We start from the raw sequence: 16806 nt of genomic DNA on the forward strand, positions 1-16806 counted from the left end.
TGTAGCATATCTAGGAAAGCAATGCAAGAAAGAATGCTAAATAGAAAGTGATTTTAGATTCTCTAACTTCAAACAGAGCACCTGAAAGTAGTTTTAAAAAGAAAAAGAGCGTTTCCGCTCTTTGTTAATCAATAAGTGCTAGCTCCTTTCTCTTGTTTGACAGTCTGAAATTTCTTTTGGTAGGTTACTTTAATAGTCATATGAGAGTCCTCGTTTCATTTTGATGACTCTAGTATAAGACCCAAACCTAAAAGCTAGCTTATAGTTTTCTTAGAAAAGGCTTAATCCAAATGTTCTCTCTTCTCCAAATGAAGGGCAATCATGCGCCATTCTGGATCCTCTTTCCAACCTTCTATCGAACTAATGTAGCTGGCAACCTTCCTTGCTTCTTCTAAAATCGGAAAATCTTCGATAATATCAGCCACTTGGAACTCTGGAAGTCCTGACTGTCTGGTTCCAAAAATCTCACCTGAACCCCGCATTTTCAAATCTTCCTCCGCAAGGACAAATCCATTGGTCGTTTCTGTCATGATGCGCATGCGGTCTTTCCCAGAATCCGTCTTGGGATTGGCAACGAGAACAGCATAGGACTGCTTGTTCCCCCGACCAACACGACCTCTGAGCTGGTGAAGCTGACTGAGACCGAACCGGTCGGCATCCATGATAATCATGACGGTCGCATTTGGAACATTGACCCCAACCTCGATAACAGTCGTCGATACTAGAATATCCGTTTTTCGCTCTTTGAACTCCTGCATAATCTGGTCTTTTTCATCACTCTTCATTTTACCATGTAAAAGAGCCACCTCTGCCTTGCCGGCAAAATGAGCTGTCAACTCTTCTGATAAGGCAATGGCATTTTTCAAATCCAGAGCTTCAGATTCTTCAATCAAGGGAGAGATGACGTAGGCTTGCGAACCTTTTTGGATTTCCCCCTCTAACCAAGTCAAGACCTGAGGCAGCTGCTCATGCTTAATCCAGCGAGTCACAATGGGCTTCCGCCCCGCTGGCATCTGGTCGATAATGGAAACATCCATATCGCCAAAGGCTGTGATAGCCAAGGTTCGTGGAATGGGTGTCGCTGTCATCATGAGAACGTCAGGATTATCTCCTTTTTCTCGCAGAATACGCCTTTGCCCCACACCAAAACGGTGCTGCTCATCGATAATAATCAAGCCAAGACGAGCATAATCTACCCCATCCTGTATCAGAGCGTGTGTCCCGATAATAAAGTCAGCCTCACCCTTGGCAATAGTCTCCAAGACTTCTCTTTTTTCTGCAGCTTTCAAGGAACCTGTCAAGAGAGCCAGTTTCAAGTCCGGAAAAAGACCCTTCAAACTCTCAAAGTGTTGCTCCGCAAGGATTTCTGTCGGTACCATGAGAGCAGCCTGGTAGCCAGCCGTCACCGCCGCAAACATAGCCAAGCCAGCAACCACAGTTTTTCCGCTCCCCACATCTCCTTGCAGAAGACGATTCATGTGGTGGTCGGACTTCATGTCTGTCAAAATCTCCTGCAGACTCTTTTCTTGAGCTTGAGTCAGGGCGAAAGGCAGGCTTTCTTTAACGGCTATCACTTTTTCCTGAGACCAGTTCAGAACCAGACCACTTCCCTGAACTCTATTTTCAGACTTGAGCGACTGCAACTGCATTTGAAAATAAAAGAGTTCCTCAAACTTGATACGGCGAAGAGCCTGCTTGTATTCTGCCAAATCCTTAGGAAAATGCATAGCACGGACAGCCTGGCAACGGGACATGAGTTTGTATTTATCCAGCAAAGACTGGGGAAGATTTTCCTCTATCAAGAGGTCCAACCCCTGATCAAAGGCCGTCTTGATGACCTTGACCAGACTGGCCTGACTGATTCCTTGAGCCAGACGATAGACAGGTTGTAGGTCATCTTCCACCTGAGCTAGAACCTTCATCCCTGTCAGACTGGCCTTGGCACGGTCCCATTTCCCAAAGACAGCAAGAGTTGCACCCAACTCTATCTTATCAGCCAGATAGGGTTGGTTAAAGAAATTCACCGCAAAAACGACTTCTCCCTGCTTAAGGCTAAAACGCAGGCGATTGCGCTTGAAACCATAATACTGGACACTGGCAGGAGTCACGACTTGACCAGAAAGAACCGCCTTTTCGCCATCTTCCAGCTCTAGCACCTGCTTGGTCTTAAAGTCTTCATAACGGAAAGGAAAGTAGAGCAAGAGGTCTTGCAAGTTTTCAATTCCTAGTTTAGCGTATTTCTCTGCTGACTTTGGCCCCACACCAGGTAAGACATGCAAGGGTTGATGTAGATTCATGCTCCACTCCTTTCTTTTTAATAATATTCTCTCGGAATGCGGTCGCTGAGGAGGCAAACCACCTCATAGTTAATGGTTCCACGGTAGGTCGCTACCTGAGTTGCTGTGATTTCCTTGTCCCCATTGGAGCCAATCAAGGTTACTTTTGTTCCGAGCGGATATACCTTAGGCAGACGAATGGTGATTTGGTCCATAGATACTCGTCCGACGATTGGGCAAGCTTGACCATCTACCAAGACAGAGAAATTCTGCATGTCTCGTGTCCAACCATCCGCATAACCGATTGGCACCGTCGCAATGACTTGCTCACTATCCGCTTGATAGGTGGCTCCATAGCCCATGCAAGCTCCAGCTGGAACTGTCTTGACATGAACCAGGGCAGACTCCAAGGTCAAGGCTGGTGTCAAATCATAGGGTAAGTCCAAGACCTCTCCACTTGGATTGAGACCATACATGGCATCTCCCATACGGACTGCATTGAAAATAGTCTCTGCATGCCAGAGGGTCGTTGCCGAGTTACTGGCGTGAACCAGTTCTGGAACTTCCTTCATACTTGCCAAAATAGCTTTAAAGCATTCTAACTGGGCATTAAAATAGGCATCTGATTCTTCATCTGCAGTAGCAAAGTGGGTAAAAATCCCCTCAACGCGAGCACCGTGTTGTTGGAGCAAGGCTTGAGCCTGATCAGCCTCACTGGAATCTCGGAAACCAATCCGTCCCATCCCTGAGTCAATCTTGAGATGGACAATCAAGCCAGTTAAATCTGCTTCCTTGTCTAACAGTGCTTGAATCCACTCCAATCCTGCCACTGTCAAGGTGATGTCGTATTCTTTAGCTAGAGCAACAGCTTCTAGCTCAGAAACTCCTAAGATGAGAATTTTCTTGTTTATACCTGCTTGACGCAACTCAATAGCTTCATCAATATTGGAAACACAAAATCCATCAACATCATCCTGGATCGCCGTTGCAACAGCTACCGCCCCATGTCCATAGGCATTGGCCTTGACCACTGCCCACTTGAGCGTTCCTTCAGGGATATGAGCCCCCATTTGCTGAATATTTTGTCGAATAGCTCCCAGATGAATCAGAGCCTTGGTTGGTCTATGTGGACTAGCTTTCATGATTTTCCTCCAAAATGACACTGGCTGTCACAATCTGATCTGTATGGCTGATAGATAGCCAAATTTTTCCTGAAAATGGTGACTGACTAAAATAAGGTGCCCCGCGTTCATTGTTCAAAATTTCCAAATCCTGAAAGGTCAGTTTACCAATACCAGTTCCCATAGCCTTGGAAAAGGCCTCCTTAGCCGACCAGCGCCCTGCCAAGTATTCGATCTGTCTGCGCCCTTTGAGACTGGTAAAGCGCTCCATTTCTTTAGGGGTCAGCACGCGCTTAGCAAAGCCCTCACGTCGTGTAACTGCGTTTTCTATCGAAGCCAATTCTTCGATGTCAATTCCGTGTCCAACTATCATACTCACAAAAGGAGCTGAGATTCCCCCAACTCCATCCTTTTCACTTATTTTGTTAAGGTAGTATAAATTTCTTCTACCAAGGCTACTGTATTTTCCCAACCTAGACAAGGGTCAGTTATGGAACAACCAAAGACCTCTGGTTGGTTTTGACGACCATCAGCTAGGTAAGATTCAATCATAAAGCCTCGAACCGTCTTTTTAATCTTTTCATTCCAATCACGATTCAACAAGGCTTGGCGAACAATGCGGATTTGTTCCATATACTGCTTGCCTGAATTGTCATGATTGGTATCGATGATAATGAAGGGATTTTCAAGCCCCATGGTCTCATAGCGATTGATGGCATTTAAGAGAGTTTCATAGTAGAAATTGGGTTCATTTTTACCATATTCGTTCATGGCACCACGAAGGATAACGTGGGCCAAGGAATTTCCTGAAGTTTCTACTTCTTGGCCATGGTAAAGGAAGGTTTGCTTGTTTTGAGCCGCATAGATAGCATTAAACATAACTCCAAGATTCCCAGATGTCGGATTTTTCATCCCAACCGGAGCATCAATACCAGACGCTACAAAGCGGTGTTCTTGGTCTTCCACTGAACGAGCCCCTACAGCATGGTAGCTGACCAGATCATCAACCAAAACGAGATTTGACGGATAAAGCATCTCATCAGCTGTCGTCAAACCCGTTTCGGTAATCACACGGTAGTGGAGCTGACGAACAGCCTGCAAACCATTGATGAGACTAGGCGCTTCGCTGGTATTTGGTTGATGAATCATGCCCTTATAACCATCTCCATTAGTACGAGGTTTAGCCGTATAGACACGCATCACGATAAAAATTTTATCCGCAACTTTTTTCTGCAAGTCTGCTAAACGACGAGCATATTCCAACACAGCCTCTTCATTGTCAGAAGAGCAAGGCCCCATCACCAAAAGAATTCGGTCGTCCTCACCTGAGATAATGGCTGCCAACTCTCGATCACGGGCTTCTTTTTTTCGCAAGGCTTCACCTGACAACTGAGTCGCAGCCTTGATTGCTTCAATATCAATTTCTTGACCTTTTTCGATAAATGCCATCTTATTCTCCTAGCGTTTGGTAAATTTCGCGAACAAGTGCTTCCGTATTGTCCCAGCCGAGACACGGATCTGTAATGGACTTACCAAAAACTTCTGGCTCATTTTGACGTCCATCTTCCAGATAGGACTCAATCATAAAACCACGAACGTATTTCTTGATTTTCTCATTCCAGTCACGGTTGATCAAGGTCTGGCGAACGATACGGATTTGATCCATGTACTGCTTGCCTGAATTGTCATGATTGGTATCGATGATGATAAAGGGATTTTCCAAGCCCATCTTTTCATACTGGGCAATGGTATCCATCAAATTGTCATAGTAGTAGTTAGGAATATTTTTACCATATTCATTCAAGGCACCACGAAGAATGGCGTGGGACAATGGATTCCCTGTCGTTTCCACCTCTTTACCGAGGAAGAGGAAACTCTGCTTATTTTGCGCTGCGTAAATCCCGTTAAACATAACATTGAGATTTCCAGATGTTGGATTTTTAAATCCTGTTGAGAAATCTGCTCCACTCGCTACAAAACGGTGTTGCTGGTCCTCGACTGAACGAGCTCCAACAGCCATATAAGAAATCAAATCATCCACCAGCGGAAGATTTTCAGGATAAAGCATCTCATCAGCTGTTGTCATACCAGTCTCGGTAATCACACGGTAGTGCAGTTGGCGAACAGCCTTGATCCCATTGATCAAGCTAGGAGCTTCTGTCGCATTTGGTTGATGAATCAAGCCCTTATAGCCATCTCCATTGGTACGAGGTTTAGCCGTATAGACACGCATGACCATAAAAATACGGTCTTTGACCTCTTCTTGCAAGGCAGACAAGCGCTTGGCATACTCGAGGACTGCCTCTTCGTTATCAGATGAACATGGTCCAATCACCAAGAGAATACGCTGGTCTTCCCCACGGATGATGGCTTCCAATTCCTGATCACGTTGATTTTTTCTCGCAAGAGCTGCTCCATCTAATTTAGACAAGGCGCGAACTTCTTCAATGTTAATTTTAGGACTTTTAGCTGTAAATACCATGATTCATCTCCTTATAAAGCAAACGGACACCAAGCAAAAATGTATTTTCACCAGGTATCCGCCTGTATCTTATCTCATATTATTGTCTCTTACCATGACAGTTCTTGAATTTCTTACCTGATCCACATGGGCATTGGTCATTTCGTCCGATTTGGCTCAAGTCCACATCTTTTGGAAGCTGAGTCTGCTGCGCTGCAATATTACGAGTCGCAGTTGTACTGATATTGTGTTCAGTTTGAGGACGTTCTTGTTCGTGGATTTGTGCTTTCATCATCAAGCGGGTCACATCGAACTCAATCGATCCGATCATGTCATTAAACATGCGGAAACCTTCTGCTTGATATTCTACAACAGGGTTGTTTTGAGCATAGCCACGAAGACCAACAGCATTTCGCAACTGGTCAAGGGCATCAATATGATCAGTCCACTTGTTGTCTACAACACGTAGAATCAAGACTTTTTGGAATTCTTTAACCGCCTCTTCATCACGAAGTTTAGCAACTTGGCTATCATAAACCTTCAATGCACGTTGATACAGCTCATCTTTGATGGCTTGATCTGATAGACCTGCAAGATCTGAACGGCTGATTGAATCTTCTGGAAGCAAGTTATACTTAGCAAAGTTCAAGATCGCTTCTAGTTTTTCATCTTCCTTAGAACGAGCATGTGCATCTACGATTCGTCCAATGGTACGACGGATCATAGCATGGATCTCTGGTGCCAAGTCACGGTCTGCTGTAATGACATCGTAACGTTGTGCATAGATGATTTCACGTTGTTCACGCATAACGTCATCGTATTGAAGGACCTGTTTACGTGTATCGTAGTTATTCCCCTCAACGCGTTTTTGAGCCGCTTCCACTTGACGCGTTAACATACGGGATTCAATGGCTTCGTCAGACATGTTGAGCCGTTCAAAGATACCTTTCAAACGCTCTGAACCGAAACGTTTCATCAAATCATCTTCAAGAGACAAGTAGAACTGCGACTCACCTGGGTCTCCTTGGCGCCCTGAACGTCCACGAAGCTGATTATCGATCCGGCGACTTTCGTGGCGTTCTGTACCAATGACGCAAAGTCCACCAAGCTCACGAACGCCTTCACCAAGCTTAATGTCGGTACCACGACCGGCCATATTGGTTGCGATGGTAATCGCACCACGCTGACCAGCATTCATGATGATTTGCGCTTCTCTGTAGTGGTTCTTCGCATTCAAGACTTCGTGAGGAACACCTGCTTCGACCAATTTCTTAGAAAGGAAATCACTCGTTTCAACGGCAACAGTACCTACCAAGACTGGCTGACCCTTTTGATAACGTGCCTTCACATCTTCAACCACGGCCTTGAATTTTGCATCAAGGCTAGCATAGAGAAGGTCTGAATGGTCAATACGCTGGATTGGTCGGTTGGTTGGGATTGGGATGACGCGAATGTTGTAGATTTCGCGGAATTCTTCTTCTTCTGTTTTACCAGTACCTGTCATACCTGCCAATTTCTTATACATACGGAAGAGGTTTTGGTAGGTAATAGAAGCTGAAGTCTTAGTTTCGTCTTGGATTGGCACACCTTCCTTGGCTTCAATCGCCTGGTGCAAGCCATCAGAGTATCGACGACCTTCCATGGTACGACCTGTAAATTGATCGACGATCAGGATTTCCTGCTCTTCGCTGACCACATAGTCAATATCGAGAATCATGATATAGTTGGCACGAAGGGCATTATCGATAAAGTGAGTAAGAGCCACATTTTCAATATCGTAGAGATTTTCCAGTTTGAAGTAGCTTTCAGCCTTGTCAATCCCTGAATCAGACAAACCAATAGTCTTAGACTGGATGTCAATGATATAGTCATCTTTGTCCAAAGATTTGACAAAGTGATCCGCCATATGATACAGCTGACTAGTCTCCACAGCATTGGCTCCTGAAACGATCAAAGGAGTACGAGCCTCATCAATCAAGATCGAGTCAACCTCATCGACCAAAGCGTAGTTGAGCGGACGCTGTACCATGTTCTCTGCCCGAACAACCATGTTGTCACGAAGGTAGTCGAAACCAATCTCTGAGTTGGTTGAGTAGGTAATATCACAGAGATAGGCTTCTTTCTTCTCCATTGGTGACTTCGCAGCCAAGTTAATCCCTACTGACAAACCAAGCCATGAGTACAATTCACCCATCTCAGTCGCATCACGTTCGGTTAGATATTCGTTGACCGTTACTACGTGAACCCCTTCACCTGCAAGGGCATTGAGATATACAGGCATGGTCGCAGTCAAGGTTTTCCCTTCACCAGTACGCATTTCTGGCACATCTCCATGGTGGAGAACAATCCCACCCATGACCTGAACTTTATATGGGAAAAGTCCAAGAACACGCTTGGCAGCTTCACGTACTACCGCAAAAGCCTCATAGAGCAATGAATCCAGTGATTCACCCTTATTGTAACGTTCCTTAAATTCATCTGTTTTCGCTTTTAGCTGGTCATCCGTCAAGGCTGCCATCTGATCTTCATATTTGAGAACCTTGTCTGCCATCTTTTCCAGACGACGAAGTTCTCCTTTATCATTTTCGATAATCGTTTTTAAAATATTAGCCATTATTTTCCTTACTTTAGATTCTGAATATTTTAGAATGTTCTTTTAATTCTAGCACATTTACTCTTAATTTTCAAGAAAGAATCCGCGCTTCAAAAGGGGAAAGACATCTCTAAAATCCACTTTTTTCAATCTTCTGTCGGCATTTTTTTATTTTTTGTTCGTGATGCATGCTTGATGATCCAGGCACAACTTGGACTTAGTTCCTCCTTCTTCCAAGTTTGAAGAATCCTTTCAAACTTATCAGGGGCTTCCTTGTACAAATCATTTAGATTATTGGCTACGCTTTTTTGAATGGACTTGTCTCTATCATCCTTTAAATTGGTCAGAATCGTGGTGAAATCTTCAAGATAATCTAACACCACGGTTTGTCTCTTAGCCCAAGGCAGACGGATACGCATGCACTCACTGGCAAGTCTACGAACGCGCAAGTTTTCATCTTGACTCCATTCTAACAGCAAGTCCATTGTAGCCTTAGGATAGCGAGCCAGTAAGGGCCTCATGCAAAATTCTCCAGTAAATCGCTTGGTGAGTTCCTTACTAAAGGCAGCACTCAATTCAAATTCTTGGTCCCCGTATAGCTCTACATATTTACCGATTGGCCAAAGCCAATATCCTTCCGAAAACATGCCTAAACCACCTTCTAACTCAGGACCTAAAATTTTCTCAAAAACCTTGAGAGAGTCCTGATAAGATAGGGGAAGGCAGTCTTTGATACTTTGAGCCAAGAGTTCTTGCCGCTGACTAAACTCCAACTCTTCCAAGTCTTTTTCCAGCAACAAGCTAAATTTTTGTCCATCAAAGGCATCGGACGCTTCTTGCAACCGTCGACTCAAATCCCTAGCATAAGCCAAGTCATAATAGTCCTTTACTTTTTTCGCCATTTTTAAATCCCTTAATCTTCTGTTTACGGAACTTATTATATCATACAGATAGCCCGTCAACAAAATCATTTTCACTTCTCAAACTATTTTGTCAAGAAAGTAAAAAGGACTAGAAGCTAGTCTAGTCCACCAATTTTTAATGTTTAATTTCCCAAAAATGCTGGTAATAAGCCAAAGTACAAAAAGAGATTGATCCAGAAGGCCATGCAAAATAGCACTCCAAAAAGGAAGAGACTCATCTTTTTAGTCAGTACTGAGAAAAAGATTGCCAATACACCAAAAACGACAAAGAGTTTTTTCATGATGAAGAAATAAACTGAAACTCCTCCTATTTGAAATCCCCAAGGAAGAAAAAATACTAGCAACCAGAGGATGCAAATTGCAAGAATATAGACTTTGTAATAACTATTCATAAACTGCCTCATCTTTGACATCTCAAACCTCCTCTAAAATTTATCTATTCAGTGATGAACCTCTGTTATTGACTTGTCTCAGCTTGAACATTCTCTTCAGGCAGACATAGACTTTCCAGTCATTCACTAGAGATAAAAAAACCAAAAAAATCCAAATTCCCCACCTTGTTAGATCCGTAGGATTTTTCAAGACAAAATTGAAAATTAAAAATGAAAAAATTGTAAAAGCGATACTAAACAAAGCCCAAAAAGGGAGATAAATCCAGTAAAAGTAATAGAAAAACACGAAATATTTACTATCTTTGTCCGCCTTCTCAATCCAATGAAAAAAATAAAAGTAAGGTGATAAGACCAATAGTTGCAGAAGTCTTTCCAGCATAGCTTTCTCCAAGATTTCTTTTTATTTTATTATACCAAAAAAACCTGGAAAACACTTTCCAGATCTTGCTTGTTTATTTCCGCTTTCTTGCGATGAGATGAATCGGTGTTCCTTCAAAGACAAAGGCCTTGCGGATTTGATTTTCCAAGAAACGCAAGTAAGAGAAGTGCATGAGTTCTTCTTCATTGACAAAGATGACAAAGGTTGGTGGCTTGGTTGCCACTTGGGTTGCGTAGAAAATCTTGAGTCGTTTCCCTTTGTCTGTCGGTGTTGGATTGATAGCAATGGCATCCATAATCACATCATTCAAGACAGCTGATGGGATACGGGTGTTTTGACTCTCGCTGATTTGCTTGATCATTTCAGGTAGTTTGTGGAGACGTTGCTTGGTAAGAGCGGATACAAAGACAATCGGTGCATAAGGCAGATATTGGAACTGCTCACGGATATCTTCTTCCCAGTTCTTCATGGTATGGTTGTCTTTCTCAAGAGTATCCCACTTATTGACCACGATGATCATCCCTTTACCTGCTTCGTGGGCAAAACCTGCGATACGCTTGTCGTATTCACGAATACCTTCCTCGGCATTGAGCACCATCAAGACCACATCTGAACGGTCAATGGCACGCATGGCACGCATGACAGAGTATTTCTCCGTATTTTCATAGACTTTACCAGACTTACGCATACCAGCTGTGTCAATCATGGTAAACTCTTGGCCATCCGCATCTGTAAAATGGGTATCAATGGCGTCACGCGTTGTACCAGCAACGGGACTAGCAATCACGCGGTCTTCTCCCAAAATGGCGTTGATCAAGCTTGATTTTCCAACGTTAGGACGGCCAATCAAGCTAAATTTAATCACGTCTGGATTTTCTTCTTCGACTTCATGTGGGAGATTTTCGACGATGGCGTCTAACACATCCCCTGTACCAATACCGTGGACAGACGAAATTGGTAGTGGTTCCCCCAATCCTAGCGCATAGAAATCATAGATGTCATTTCGCATCTCAGGATTGTCAACCTTGTTAACCGCAAGGATAACAGGCTTATGGGTTTTATAGAGTTTGCGAGCAACGTACTCGTCCGCATCTGTAATCCCTTCTTTCCCAGACACCACAAAGACGATGACATCGGCTTCTTCCATTGCAATTTCTGCTTGGTGCTTGATTTGCTCCATAAAGGGAGCATCGACATCGTCAATCCCTCCCGTATCAATCATACTAAAGGAACGATTGAGCCACTCACCCGTTGCATAGATACGGTCACGTGTTACACCCTCGACATCTTCTACGATTGAGATTCGCTCACCAGCGATTCGATTAAATAGGGTTGATTTCCCAACATTGGGACGTCCCACAATGGCAATAGTTGGTAAGGCCATGTTTTCTCACTTTCTACAATAACTTTTTCTGTTCTAGATTCTTCCGAGTTGAACTAGGTTCGGCTTGACCAAACTGCTCTGCCAAACGCTGACTCCAAGAGGTCGTCGCACGCGCACCAGCATAGTCTGCCTGTACTTGGTCATAGTCCAAAATCGCTTCAACTGGCTGTTCTTGGTACTCTTCTTCAAATACCACTTGGTTCAAAGGCAGTCTTGGTTTGACTTCATGTTGTTGGTTTGGCACACCAAGGGCAATCCCAAAAACTGGGTAGGTATAGTCAGGCAGGTTAAAAAGCGCTGCCACTTCTTCCGACTTGTAACGGACCAAACCGATAATCACACCACCATATCCCAGGCTCTCTGCTGCAAGCAAGGTATTTTGCCCAGCAAGCGCAGCGTCCACAGACGTGATAAGGAGACCTTCTACCCCTTGAGGTTGGAAAGTGTCCGTATGAAGACTTGCTCCCTTTTCAGCTCGGTTCAAGTCACCAACAAAGAGCAAAAAGGCAGCTGACTGGCGAATGGCTTCCTGCGGAACTAGTTCATATAGGGCATCTTTCTTCTCTTGACTGCGTACAAGAATCACAGAGTAGGATTGGAAATTTTTCCAAGATGACGCCATTTGTCCAGCAGTTAAAATCTCGTCCAAGTCTGCTTGAGGAATTTCTTGCTCCTTAAAGCGACGAACTAAAGTATGAGCTTTCATCAGTTTAATGGTTTCTGTCATCGGCGATTTTCTCCTTCTAGTCTCGTTTCCTCTGCTAAATAACGGATTCGTTCCATAACCCGTCTAGCTTCCCAAGTCTCATCATTTCCATTCTTTCCTTTGGCAAAATGTTTTTCCAAATCTTGGAAATTAAAGTTGGAAGTAAAGAAGGTCGGCAAATCTTCCTGCATGCGGTACTGGAGAATAACTTGGAGAATCTCATCACGCACCCAAGGTGTCGACTGCTCTGCACCAATATCATCCAAGATCAAGACTTCTGCTAACTTGATGTCATCCACCAAGGTCTTCACAGAGCCTTCACCGATGGCATTTTTGACATCAATGACAAAACTTGGATAGTGGAGAATGGTTGTAGAAGCACCACGTTTTTCAGATAGGTCGTGAGCTAGGGCTGCCATCATGAAACTCTTACCGACACCAAAATCTCCGTAAAGATAGAGGCCTTTTCGAATGCTTGGGTAAAGATCGACAAAGGCATAGAGTCTCTCAAAAATCGGCAAACGGCCTAGATCATCTAGGTCAATCTGAGCCAATTTCGCTTTCTTGAGACTTGCTGGTAGATTGATCAACTTGAGACGATTCTTAATTGCAGCCTCTTTTTCAGCCGCGATTAGTTCTGGTGTTTCTTCATAAGACACATCCGCATATCCGTGATTCATAACCAAGATAGGCTTGTAGCCACGCGCTATATAGTCCGCATCCCCACGAAGAAACTTGTCCCGTTCTGTGATATATTGGTTGAACTTGGAGATGCTACGATTTAACTCCTCTTGGCTGAGGGATTCTTTCTGGATAAAAGCCGCTACATCTGGGTCTTTCATAATCTGCTGGACTAGGTCCTGATACTGAAAACGACTTGTCTGACGTTTGATAACGTCACCCACACTTTCCATCTAGTCTCCTCCTTCTTCTAATCGAGCTAACATTTCTTGTTTTTTGCGTTCTAGTTCCAGACGAGTTTCCTCACTGGTTTGATTTTTATATTCTGGATTGCTCCACTTAGGAACATTTGTCTTAGTCGAGCTAGTTTTCGATTTTTTGTCTTCCTGGCCTTTTTGCTGACGCTCTCGAATCCGAAGCACAGCCTCTTCTGCTGTCCGAATTTTTTGGTAAGCATAGTCATTTGCGACCTTCATGGCATATTTTTCATTGACATTAGCCGAATCAACCTTGTTAAAGGTTAGAAGCAAGACGATATTGATGACTTCATCCAACAAACCTAAAGACGCCATCTGGTGAAGGAGTTCTCGCTCACTTTGGGTGATGTTCCCCTTACGCGTTTGCTTGATTTCCGCTAAAAATTGTAGGGGTGTTTTATTTTTGGCTTCCCTGATAATGGTCATTTCTTTGGGGCTAAAGTCAGAAGAAACCTGCTTTTGCGCAATCTTTTCACGCATGCGTTTGACTGAAATAACCTGAGCCACCGCTGTCGCCTTGGCTAGTTGATAGGTTTCAAACCAGGTCCATTTTTTTTCATCTGCAATGGCGAACAATTCCAAAACATCCGTTTGTTCGTCATTAAAACGCAAACCATCTCGAGCCATCAGCCGCTGGAAATGTTCCAAGTCAAAATCATTTTTTAACTTGCTTTTTGGCTCGCTTGGTGTCACTTCTTCAGTCAGGGTTGGAAATACTTGGCTCAAAGAAACAGAGAGTGCTTCTCCCACACTTGAAGCTTGCTTCATAGAAGCAAGCGCAGTATCCCCAATCTTTCTCTCCAAGAGTCTGCTATAGACAGAATGACTTAGAAATTCCTGACTGGAAAGGGGAGAATGAAGCTGCAATTCATAGACTTCCCCCTTCTGGTAAAGAGTCAACAAGTCCACAGCAGATAAGATTTTAAAAGACTGGAGGAGCGTATTCATCCCGAAGTTCAAATGATTAAGAATATTAGCAAAGAGGTGCTCCTTTTGCCCACCATCCCAAAAAGTAATAGCATATAGATAGAGGCTCAGTGCCTCCTGACCGATAATCGGGAGGTAGCACTGCACCAGAGAAGAGGTATCTTGCGACACCCGATTATTCTTTAGAAAAGAAAAACGGTCATTTGGCTTCATTTACTTTTCCTTTTTCTTCTTAGAGGACTGGGTGATCTGCTGGAGCAGACTCTCCAACTCACTCACATCCTTAAAGCTACGGTAAACACTGGCAAAACGAACATAAGTAATCTCATCCAGTTCTGCCAATTCCTCCATGACTAAGGATCCAATATATTCACTTTGGATCTCATTCTCACTGCGACTACGGAGTTTTTGCTCGATACGATTGACCACCATGTTGATTTCATCACTTGACACAGGGCGTTTCTGGGCTGAGCGAATAATCCCATTAAAGATTTTATCTCTTGAAAACTGTTCTCGTGTACCGTCTTTTTTGACGACAACCAGCGTTCGTTCTTCTACTCGTTCATAGGTTGTAAAACGATGCTGACACTCGTCGCACTCACGTCTTCGGCGGATGGTATTTCCTTCTTCGGCTTGTCGACTATCAACAACACTAGACTTGGTAGCCCCACATTTTGGACAACGCATGCATTTCCCTCCTTGTCGTTTTCTTTTCATTATACCATTTTTTGAGCAATTCCCAAAACAATTCTTATTTTTACTTGACAAGTTTTTTGTTTTATTGTATTATTTAATTAGAACAACAAAGAAAAAGAAAGGAGACTATGATGTCCTGGTCATTTGATAATACAAAACCCATTTATTTGCAGATTATGGAAAAAATCAAATTACAGATTGTTTCCCATGAACTGGAACCCAACCAACAGCTCCCAACCGTGAGGGAACTGGCGAGCGAGGCTGGGGTCAATCCCAACACTATCCAGCGTGCCTTGTCTGACCTCGAACGCGAAGGATTTGTCTATAGCAAGCGGACTACTGGTCGTTTTGTCACTGAGGACTTAGATCTCATCGTTCAGTCCCGCAAACAGCTTTCTGAGGAGCAACTGAAAAACTTTGTAACGGGCATGCTTCAATTCGGCTATCAAAAAGAAGAACTGCCAAGTGTGCTTAGCGAATACATCAAAGGAGTGTAAAATTATGACATTACTAGCATTTGAAAATGTATCCAAATCCTATGGGGCTACAGCAGCCCTTAACAATGTTTCCCTTGAGATTCCCGCTGGAAAAATCGTCGGGCTTCTCGGTCCAAACGGATCTGGAAAAACAACCCTGATCAAGCTGATCAACGGACTTCTCCAGCCAGACCAAGGTCGTGTCCTCATTAACAACATGGACCCAAGTCCTGCTACCAAAGCCATTGTCTCTTATCTACCAGACACGACTTATCTGAATGAACAGATGAAAATCAAAGAGGCACTGACCTACTTTAAAACTTTCTACCAAGATTTCAATCTTGAGCGGGCTCAGCACCTTTTAGCAGATCTTGGCATTGATGAAAACAGTCGCCTCAAGAAATTGTCAAAAGGAAACAAGGAAAAGGTTCAATTAATCCTCGTTATGAGCCGTGAAGCTCGTCTCTACGTGCTCGACGAACCGATTGGTGGTGTAGATCCAGCTGCCCGTGACTATATCTTGAACACCATCATCAACAACTACTCACCAACTTCAACTGTCTTGATTTCTACCCACTTGATTTCAGATATTGAGCCGATCTTGGACGAAATCATCTTCCTAAATAACGGAAAAGTCGTCCGTCAAGGAAATGTTGATGATATTCGTTATGAGTCAGGTGAGTCGATTGACCAGCTCTTCCGCCAAGAGTTCAAGGCTTAGACAAAGGAGATTATTATGTTTTGGAATTTAGTTCGTTATGAATTTAAAAATGTTAACAAATGGTATCTAGCTCTCTACGGTGCTGTGCTTGCAATTTCGGTTTTGATTGGTGCATCCATTTCTGGTATTAGTCAGACCTACACTAGCTATGGTAATGATCCCTACTATCTGTTAGGCTTTCTGATCTTAGTTTTTGGTGGGCTCAGCGTTACTCTCTGGATCGCGACGATCTTTCTAATCGTTCGACGCTTCAAGGGAAGTGTCTACGATCGCCAGGGCTATCTAACATTGACTTTACCTGTCTCTGAGCATCAAATCATCACCGCCAAATTACTAGGTGCTCTCATTTGGTCAATCATAAGCTATATTGTATTTATTTTGAGTATCATTATTATCTTCTCACTCACCCCTGTAGTGAAAGAATTGCCACTCCTCTATCGATTTATCTCTCCTTATCTCGGTTACGGTTGGCTCTATGCCCTCTCTCTTCTGGTGGGTTCAATTACTTGGATTTTATCTATTTACCTTTGTATCTCAATTGGTCAACTATTTAACGAGTATCGTACCGCTATGGGAATTTTAGCCTATATCGTACTTAACATCGTGATTGGCTATATTTCTATCTTCTTCCGAATGGATTATGATTTTAACCTCCTAATCAGCGCTGATATCCTCAAAGATTTCATTCTAGCAATTATCTACTACCTCGGAACCTACTATATCTTGAAAAATAAGGTTAACTTGCAATAGTTTAAACGTCAAAAAAGGATAACATCTCATCACTGAGAGGCTATCCTTTTCTTTATCTCATTT

General features: G+C 43.4%; 17 protein-coding genes. 3 read left to right on the forward strand and 14 right to left on the reverse strand.

All coding sequences use genetic code 11. The annotated features are described in order from the left end of the window. Nucleotides 1-281 precede the first annotated feature (281 nt). From recG to nrdR, 14 genes are all read right to left on the reverse strand, one after another. Nucleotides 282-2297: an ATP-dependent DNA helicase RecG gene (gene recG, locus D8802_RS02285; protein ID WP_125394637.1), complete on the reverse strand. Its 2016-nt coding sequence runs from the start codon at nucleotides 2295-2297 to the stop codon at nucleotides 282-284. Nucleotides 2298-2314: 17 nt separating this feature from the next. Then, nucleotides 2315-3418, reverse strand: a complete 1104-nt coding sequence (gene alr, locus D8802_RS02290; protein ID WP_125394638.1) for an alanine racemase — start codon at nucleotides 3416-3418, stop codon at nucleotides 2315-2317. Beyond that, nucleotides 3408-3770 carry a holo-ACP synthase gene (acpS, locus tag D8802_RS02295; RefSeq protein WP_125394639.1) on the reverse strand — a complete coding sequence of 121 codons (363 nt, stop codon included), beginning with the start codon at nucleotides 3768-3770 and terminating at the stop codon, nucleotides 3408-3410. Before acpS ends, alr begins: the two co-directional genes overlap by 11 nt. A gap of 44 nt (nucleotides 3771-3814) precedes the next feature. Further along, nucleotides 3815-4846, reverse strand: coding sequence for a 3-deoxy-7-phosphoheptulonate synthase (locus tag D8802_RS02300; RefSeq protein WP_125394640.1), 1032 nt, complete (start codon nucleotides 4844-4846; stop codon nucleotides 3815-3817). 1 nt (nucleotide 4847) lies between these two features. Continuing rightward, nucleotides 4848-5879, reverse strand: a complete 1032-nt coding sequence (locus D8802_RS02305) for a 3-deoxy-7-phosphoheptulonate synthase (protein WP_125394641.1) — start codon at nucleotides 5877-5879, stop codon at nucleotides 4848-4850. A 79-nt stretch (nucleotides 5880-5958) separates the two neighbouring features. Next, complete coding sequence (gene secA / locus D8802_RS02310; RefSeq protein ID WP_125394642.1) at nucleotides 5959-8472, reverse strand: preprotein translocase subunit SecA; 2514 nt, start codon at nucleotides 8470-8472, stop codon at nucleotides 5959-5961. Between the two features lie 125 nt (nucleotides 8473-8597). Continuing rightward, entirely contained in the window at nucleotides 8598-9353 is a 756-nt protein-coding gene (locus D8802_RS02315) for a DNA alkylation repair protein (protein WP_125394643.1), read from the reverse strand. Between the two features lie 143 nt (nucleotides 9354-9496). Then, nucleotides 9497-9787, reverse strand: coding sequence for a hypothetical protein (locus D8802_RS02320; RefSeq protein ID WP_125394644.1), 291 nt, complete (start codon nucleotides 9785-9787; stop codon nucleotides 9497-9499). Between the two features lie 19 nt (nucleotides 9788-9806). Further along, the gene (locus tag D8802_RS10295; RefSeq protein ID WP_125394645.1) at nucleotides 9807-10145 is read right to left on the reverse strand and encodes a hypothetical protein; all 339 of its coding nucleotides are present in this window, start codon (nucleotides 10143-10145) and stop codon (nucleotides 9807-9809) included. Between the two features lie 73 nt (nucleotides 10146-10218). Then, the gene (gene der, locus D8802_RS02330) at nucleotides 10219-11529 is read right to left on the reverse strand and encodes a ribosome biogenesis GTPase Der (RefSeq protein WP_125394646.1); all 1311 of its coding nucleotides are present in this window, start codon (nucleotides 11527-11529) and stop codon (nucleotides 10219-10221) included. Nucleotides 11530-11542: 13 nt separating this feature from the next. Then, nucleotides 11543-12256 (reverse strand): NADPH-dependent oxidoreductase, encoded by a 714-nt coding sequence (locus tag D8802_RS02335; protein WP_125394647.1) that lies wholly within the window; start codon nucleotides 12254-12256, stop codon nucleotides 11543-11545. After that, nucleotides 12253-13149 (reverse strand): primosomal protein DnaI, encoded by an 897-nt coding sequence (gene dnaI, locus D8802_RS02340; protein ID WP_000446491.1) that lies wholly within the window; start codon nucleotides 13147-13149, stop codon nucleotides 12253-12255. Before dnaI ends, D8802_RS02335 begins: the two co-directional genes overlap by 4 nt. Continuing rightward, on the reverse strand, nucleotides 13150-14313 hold the full coding sequence (locus tag D8802_RS02345) for a DnaD domain protein (RefSeq protein ID WP_125394648.1): 1164 nt from the start codon (nucleotides 14311-14313) through the stop codon (nucleotides 13150-13152). Further along, entirely contained in the window at nucleotides 14314-14787 is a 474-nt protein-coding gene (gene nrdR / locus D8802_RS02350) for a transcriptional regulator NrdR (protein WP_001203678.1), read from the reverse strand. A 140-nt stretch (nucleotides 14788-14927) separates the two neighbouring features. Between nrdR and D8802_RS02355 the strand changes: the two genes are divergently transcribed. The 3 genes from D8802_RS02355 to D8802_RS02365 are packed head-to-tail and all read left to right on the forward strand — an operon-like array spanning nucleotide 14928 to nucleotide 16743. Beyond that, nucleotides 14928-15293, forward strand: a complete 366-nt coding sequence (locus tag D8802_RS02355; protein ID WP_000119121.1) for a GntR family transcriptional regulator — start codon at nucleotides 14928-14930, stop codon at nucleotides 15291-15293. Between the two features lie 4 nt (nucleotides 15294-15297). Next, nucleotides 15298-15993: an ABC transporter ATP-binding protein gene (locus D8802_RS02360; RefSeq protein ID WP_084946298.1), complete on the forward strand. Its 696-nt coding sequence runs from the start codon at nucleotides 15298-15300 to the stop codon at nucleotides 15991-15993. A 15-nt stretch (nucleotides 15994-16008) separates the two neighbouring features. Next, on the forward strand, nucleotides 16009-16743 hold the full coding sequence (locus D8802_RS02365) for a hypothetical protein (RefSeq protein ID WP_125394649.1): 735 nt from the start codon (nucleotides 16009-16011) through the stop codon (nucleotides 16741-16743). Nucleotides 16744-16806 lie beyond the last annotated feature (63 nt).

Origin of the sequence: Streptococcus oralis (assembly GCF_003943395.1) — a bacterium.
Lineage (GTDB): Bacteria > Bacillota > Bacilli > Lactobacillales > Streptococcaceae > Streptococcus > Streptococcus oralis_BF.

What these genes read in the sequence shown, in the direction of transcription:
- recG (WP_125394637.1), bottom strand. Translation starts at nt 2,297, where the DNA reads ATGAATCTACATCAACCCTTGCATGTCTTACCTGGTGTGGGGCCAAAG.
- alr (WP_125394638.1), bottom strand. Translation starts at nt 3,418, where the DNA reads ATGAAAGCTAGTCCACATAGACCAACCAAGGCTCTGATTCATCTGGGA.
- acpS (WP_125394639.1), bottom strand. Translation starts at nt 3,770, where the DNA reads ATGATAGTTGGACACGGAATTGACATCGAAGAATTGGCTTCGATAGAA.
- D8802_RS02300 (WP_125394640.1), bottom strand. Translation starts at nt 4,846, where the DNA reads ATGGCATTTATCGAAAAAGGTCAAGAAATTGATATTGAAGCAATCAAG.
- D8802_RS02305 (WP_125394641.1), bottom strand. Translation starts at nt 5,879, where the DNA reads ATGGTATTTACAGCTAAAAGTCCTAAAATTAACATTGAAGAAGTTCGC.
- secA (WP_125394642.1), bottom strand. Translation starts at nt 8,472, where the DNA reads ATGGCTAATATTTTAAAAACGATTATCGAAAATGATAAAGGAGAACTT.
- D8802_RS02315 (WP_125394643.1), bottom strand. Translation starts at nt 9,353, where the DNA reads ATGGCGAAAAAAGTAAAGGACTATTATGACTTGGCTTATGCTAGGGAT.
- D8802_RS02320 (WP_125394644.1), bottom strand. Translation starts at nt 9,787, where the DNA reads ATGTCAAAGATGAGGCAGTTTATGAATAGTTATTACAAAGTCTATATT.
- D8802_RS10295 (WP_125394645.1), bottom strand. Translation starts at nt 10,145, where the DNA reads ATGCTGGAAAGACTTCTGCAACTATTGGTCTTATCACCTTACTTTTAT.
- der (WP_125394646.1), bottom strand. Translation starts at nt 11,529, where the DNA reads ATGGCCTTACCAACTATTGCCATTGTGGGACGTCCCAATGTTGGGAAA.
- D8802_RS02335 (WP_125394647.1), bottom strand. Translation starts at nt 12,256, where the DNA reads ATGACAGAAACCATTAAACTGATGAAAGCTCATACTTTAGTTCGTCGC.
- dnaI (WP_000446491.1), bottom strand. Translation starts at nt 13,149, where the DNA reads ATGGAAAGTGTGGGTGACGTTATCAAACGTCAGACAAGTCGTTTTCAG.
- D8802_RS02345 (WP_125394648.1), bottom strand. Translation starts at nt 14,313, where the DNA reads ATGAAGCCAAATGACCGTTTTTCTTTTCTAAAGAATAATCGGGTGTCG.
- nrdR (WP_001203678.1), bottom strand. Translation starts at nt 14,787, where the DNA reads ATGCGTTGTCCAAAATGTGGGGCTACCAAGTCTAGTGTTGTTGATAGT.
- D8802_RS02355 (WP_000119121.1), top strand. Translation starts at nt 14,928, where the DNA reads ATGTCCTGGTCATTTGATAATACAAAACCCATTTATTTGCAGATTATG.
- D8802_RS02360 (WP_084946298.1), top strand. Translation starts at nt 15,298, where the DNA reads ATGACATTACTAGCATTTGAAAATGTATCCAAATCCTATGGGGCTACA.
- D8802_RS02365 (WP_125394649.1), top strand. Translation starts at nt 16,009, where the DNA reads ATGTTTTGGAATTTAGTTCGTTATGAATTTAAAAATGTTAACAAATGG.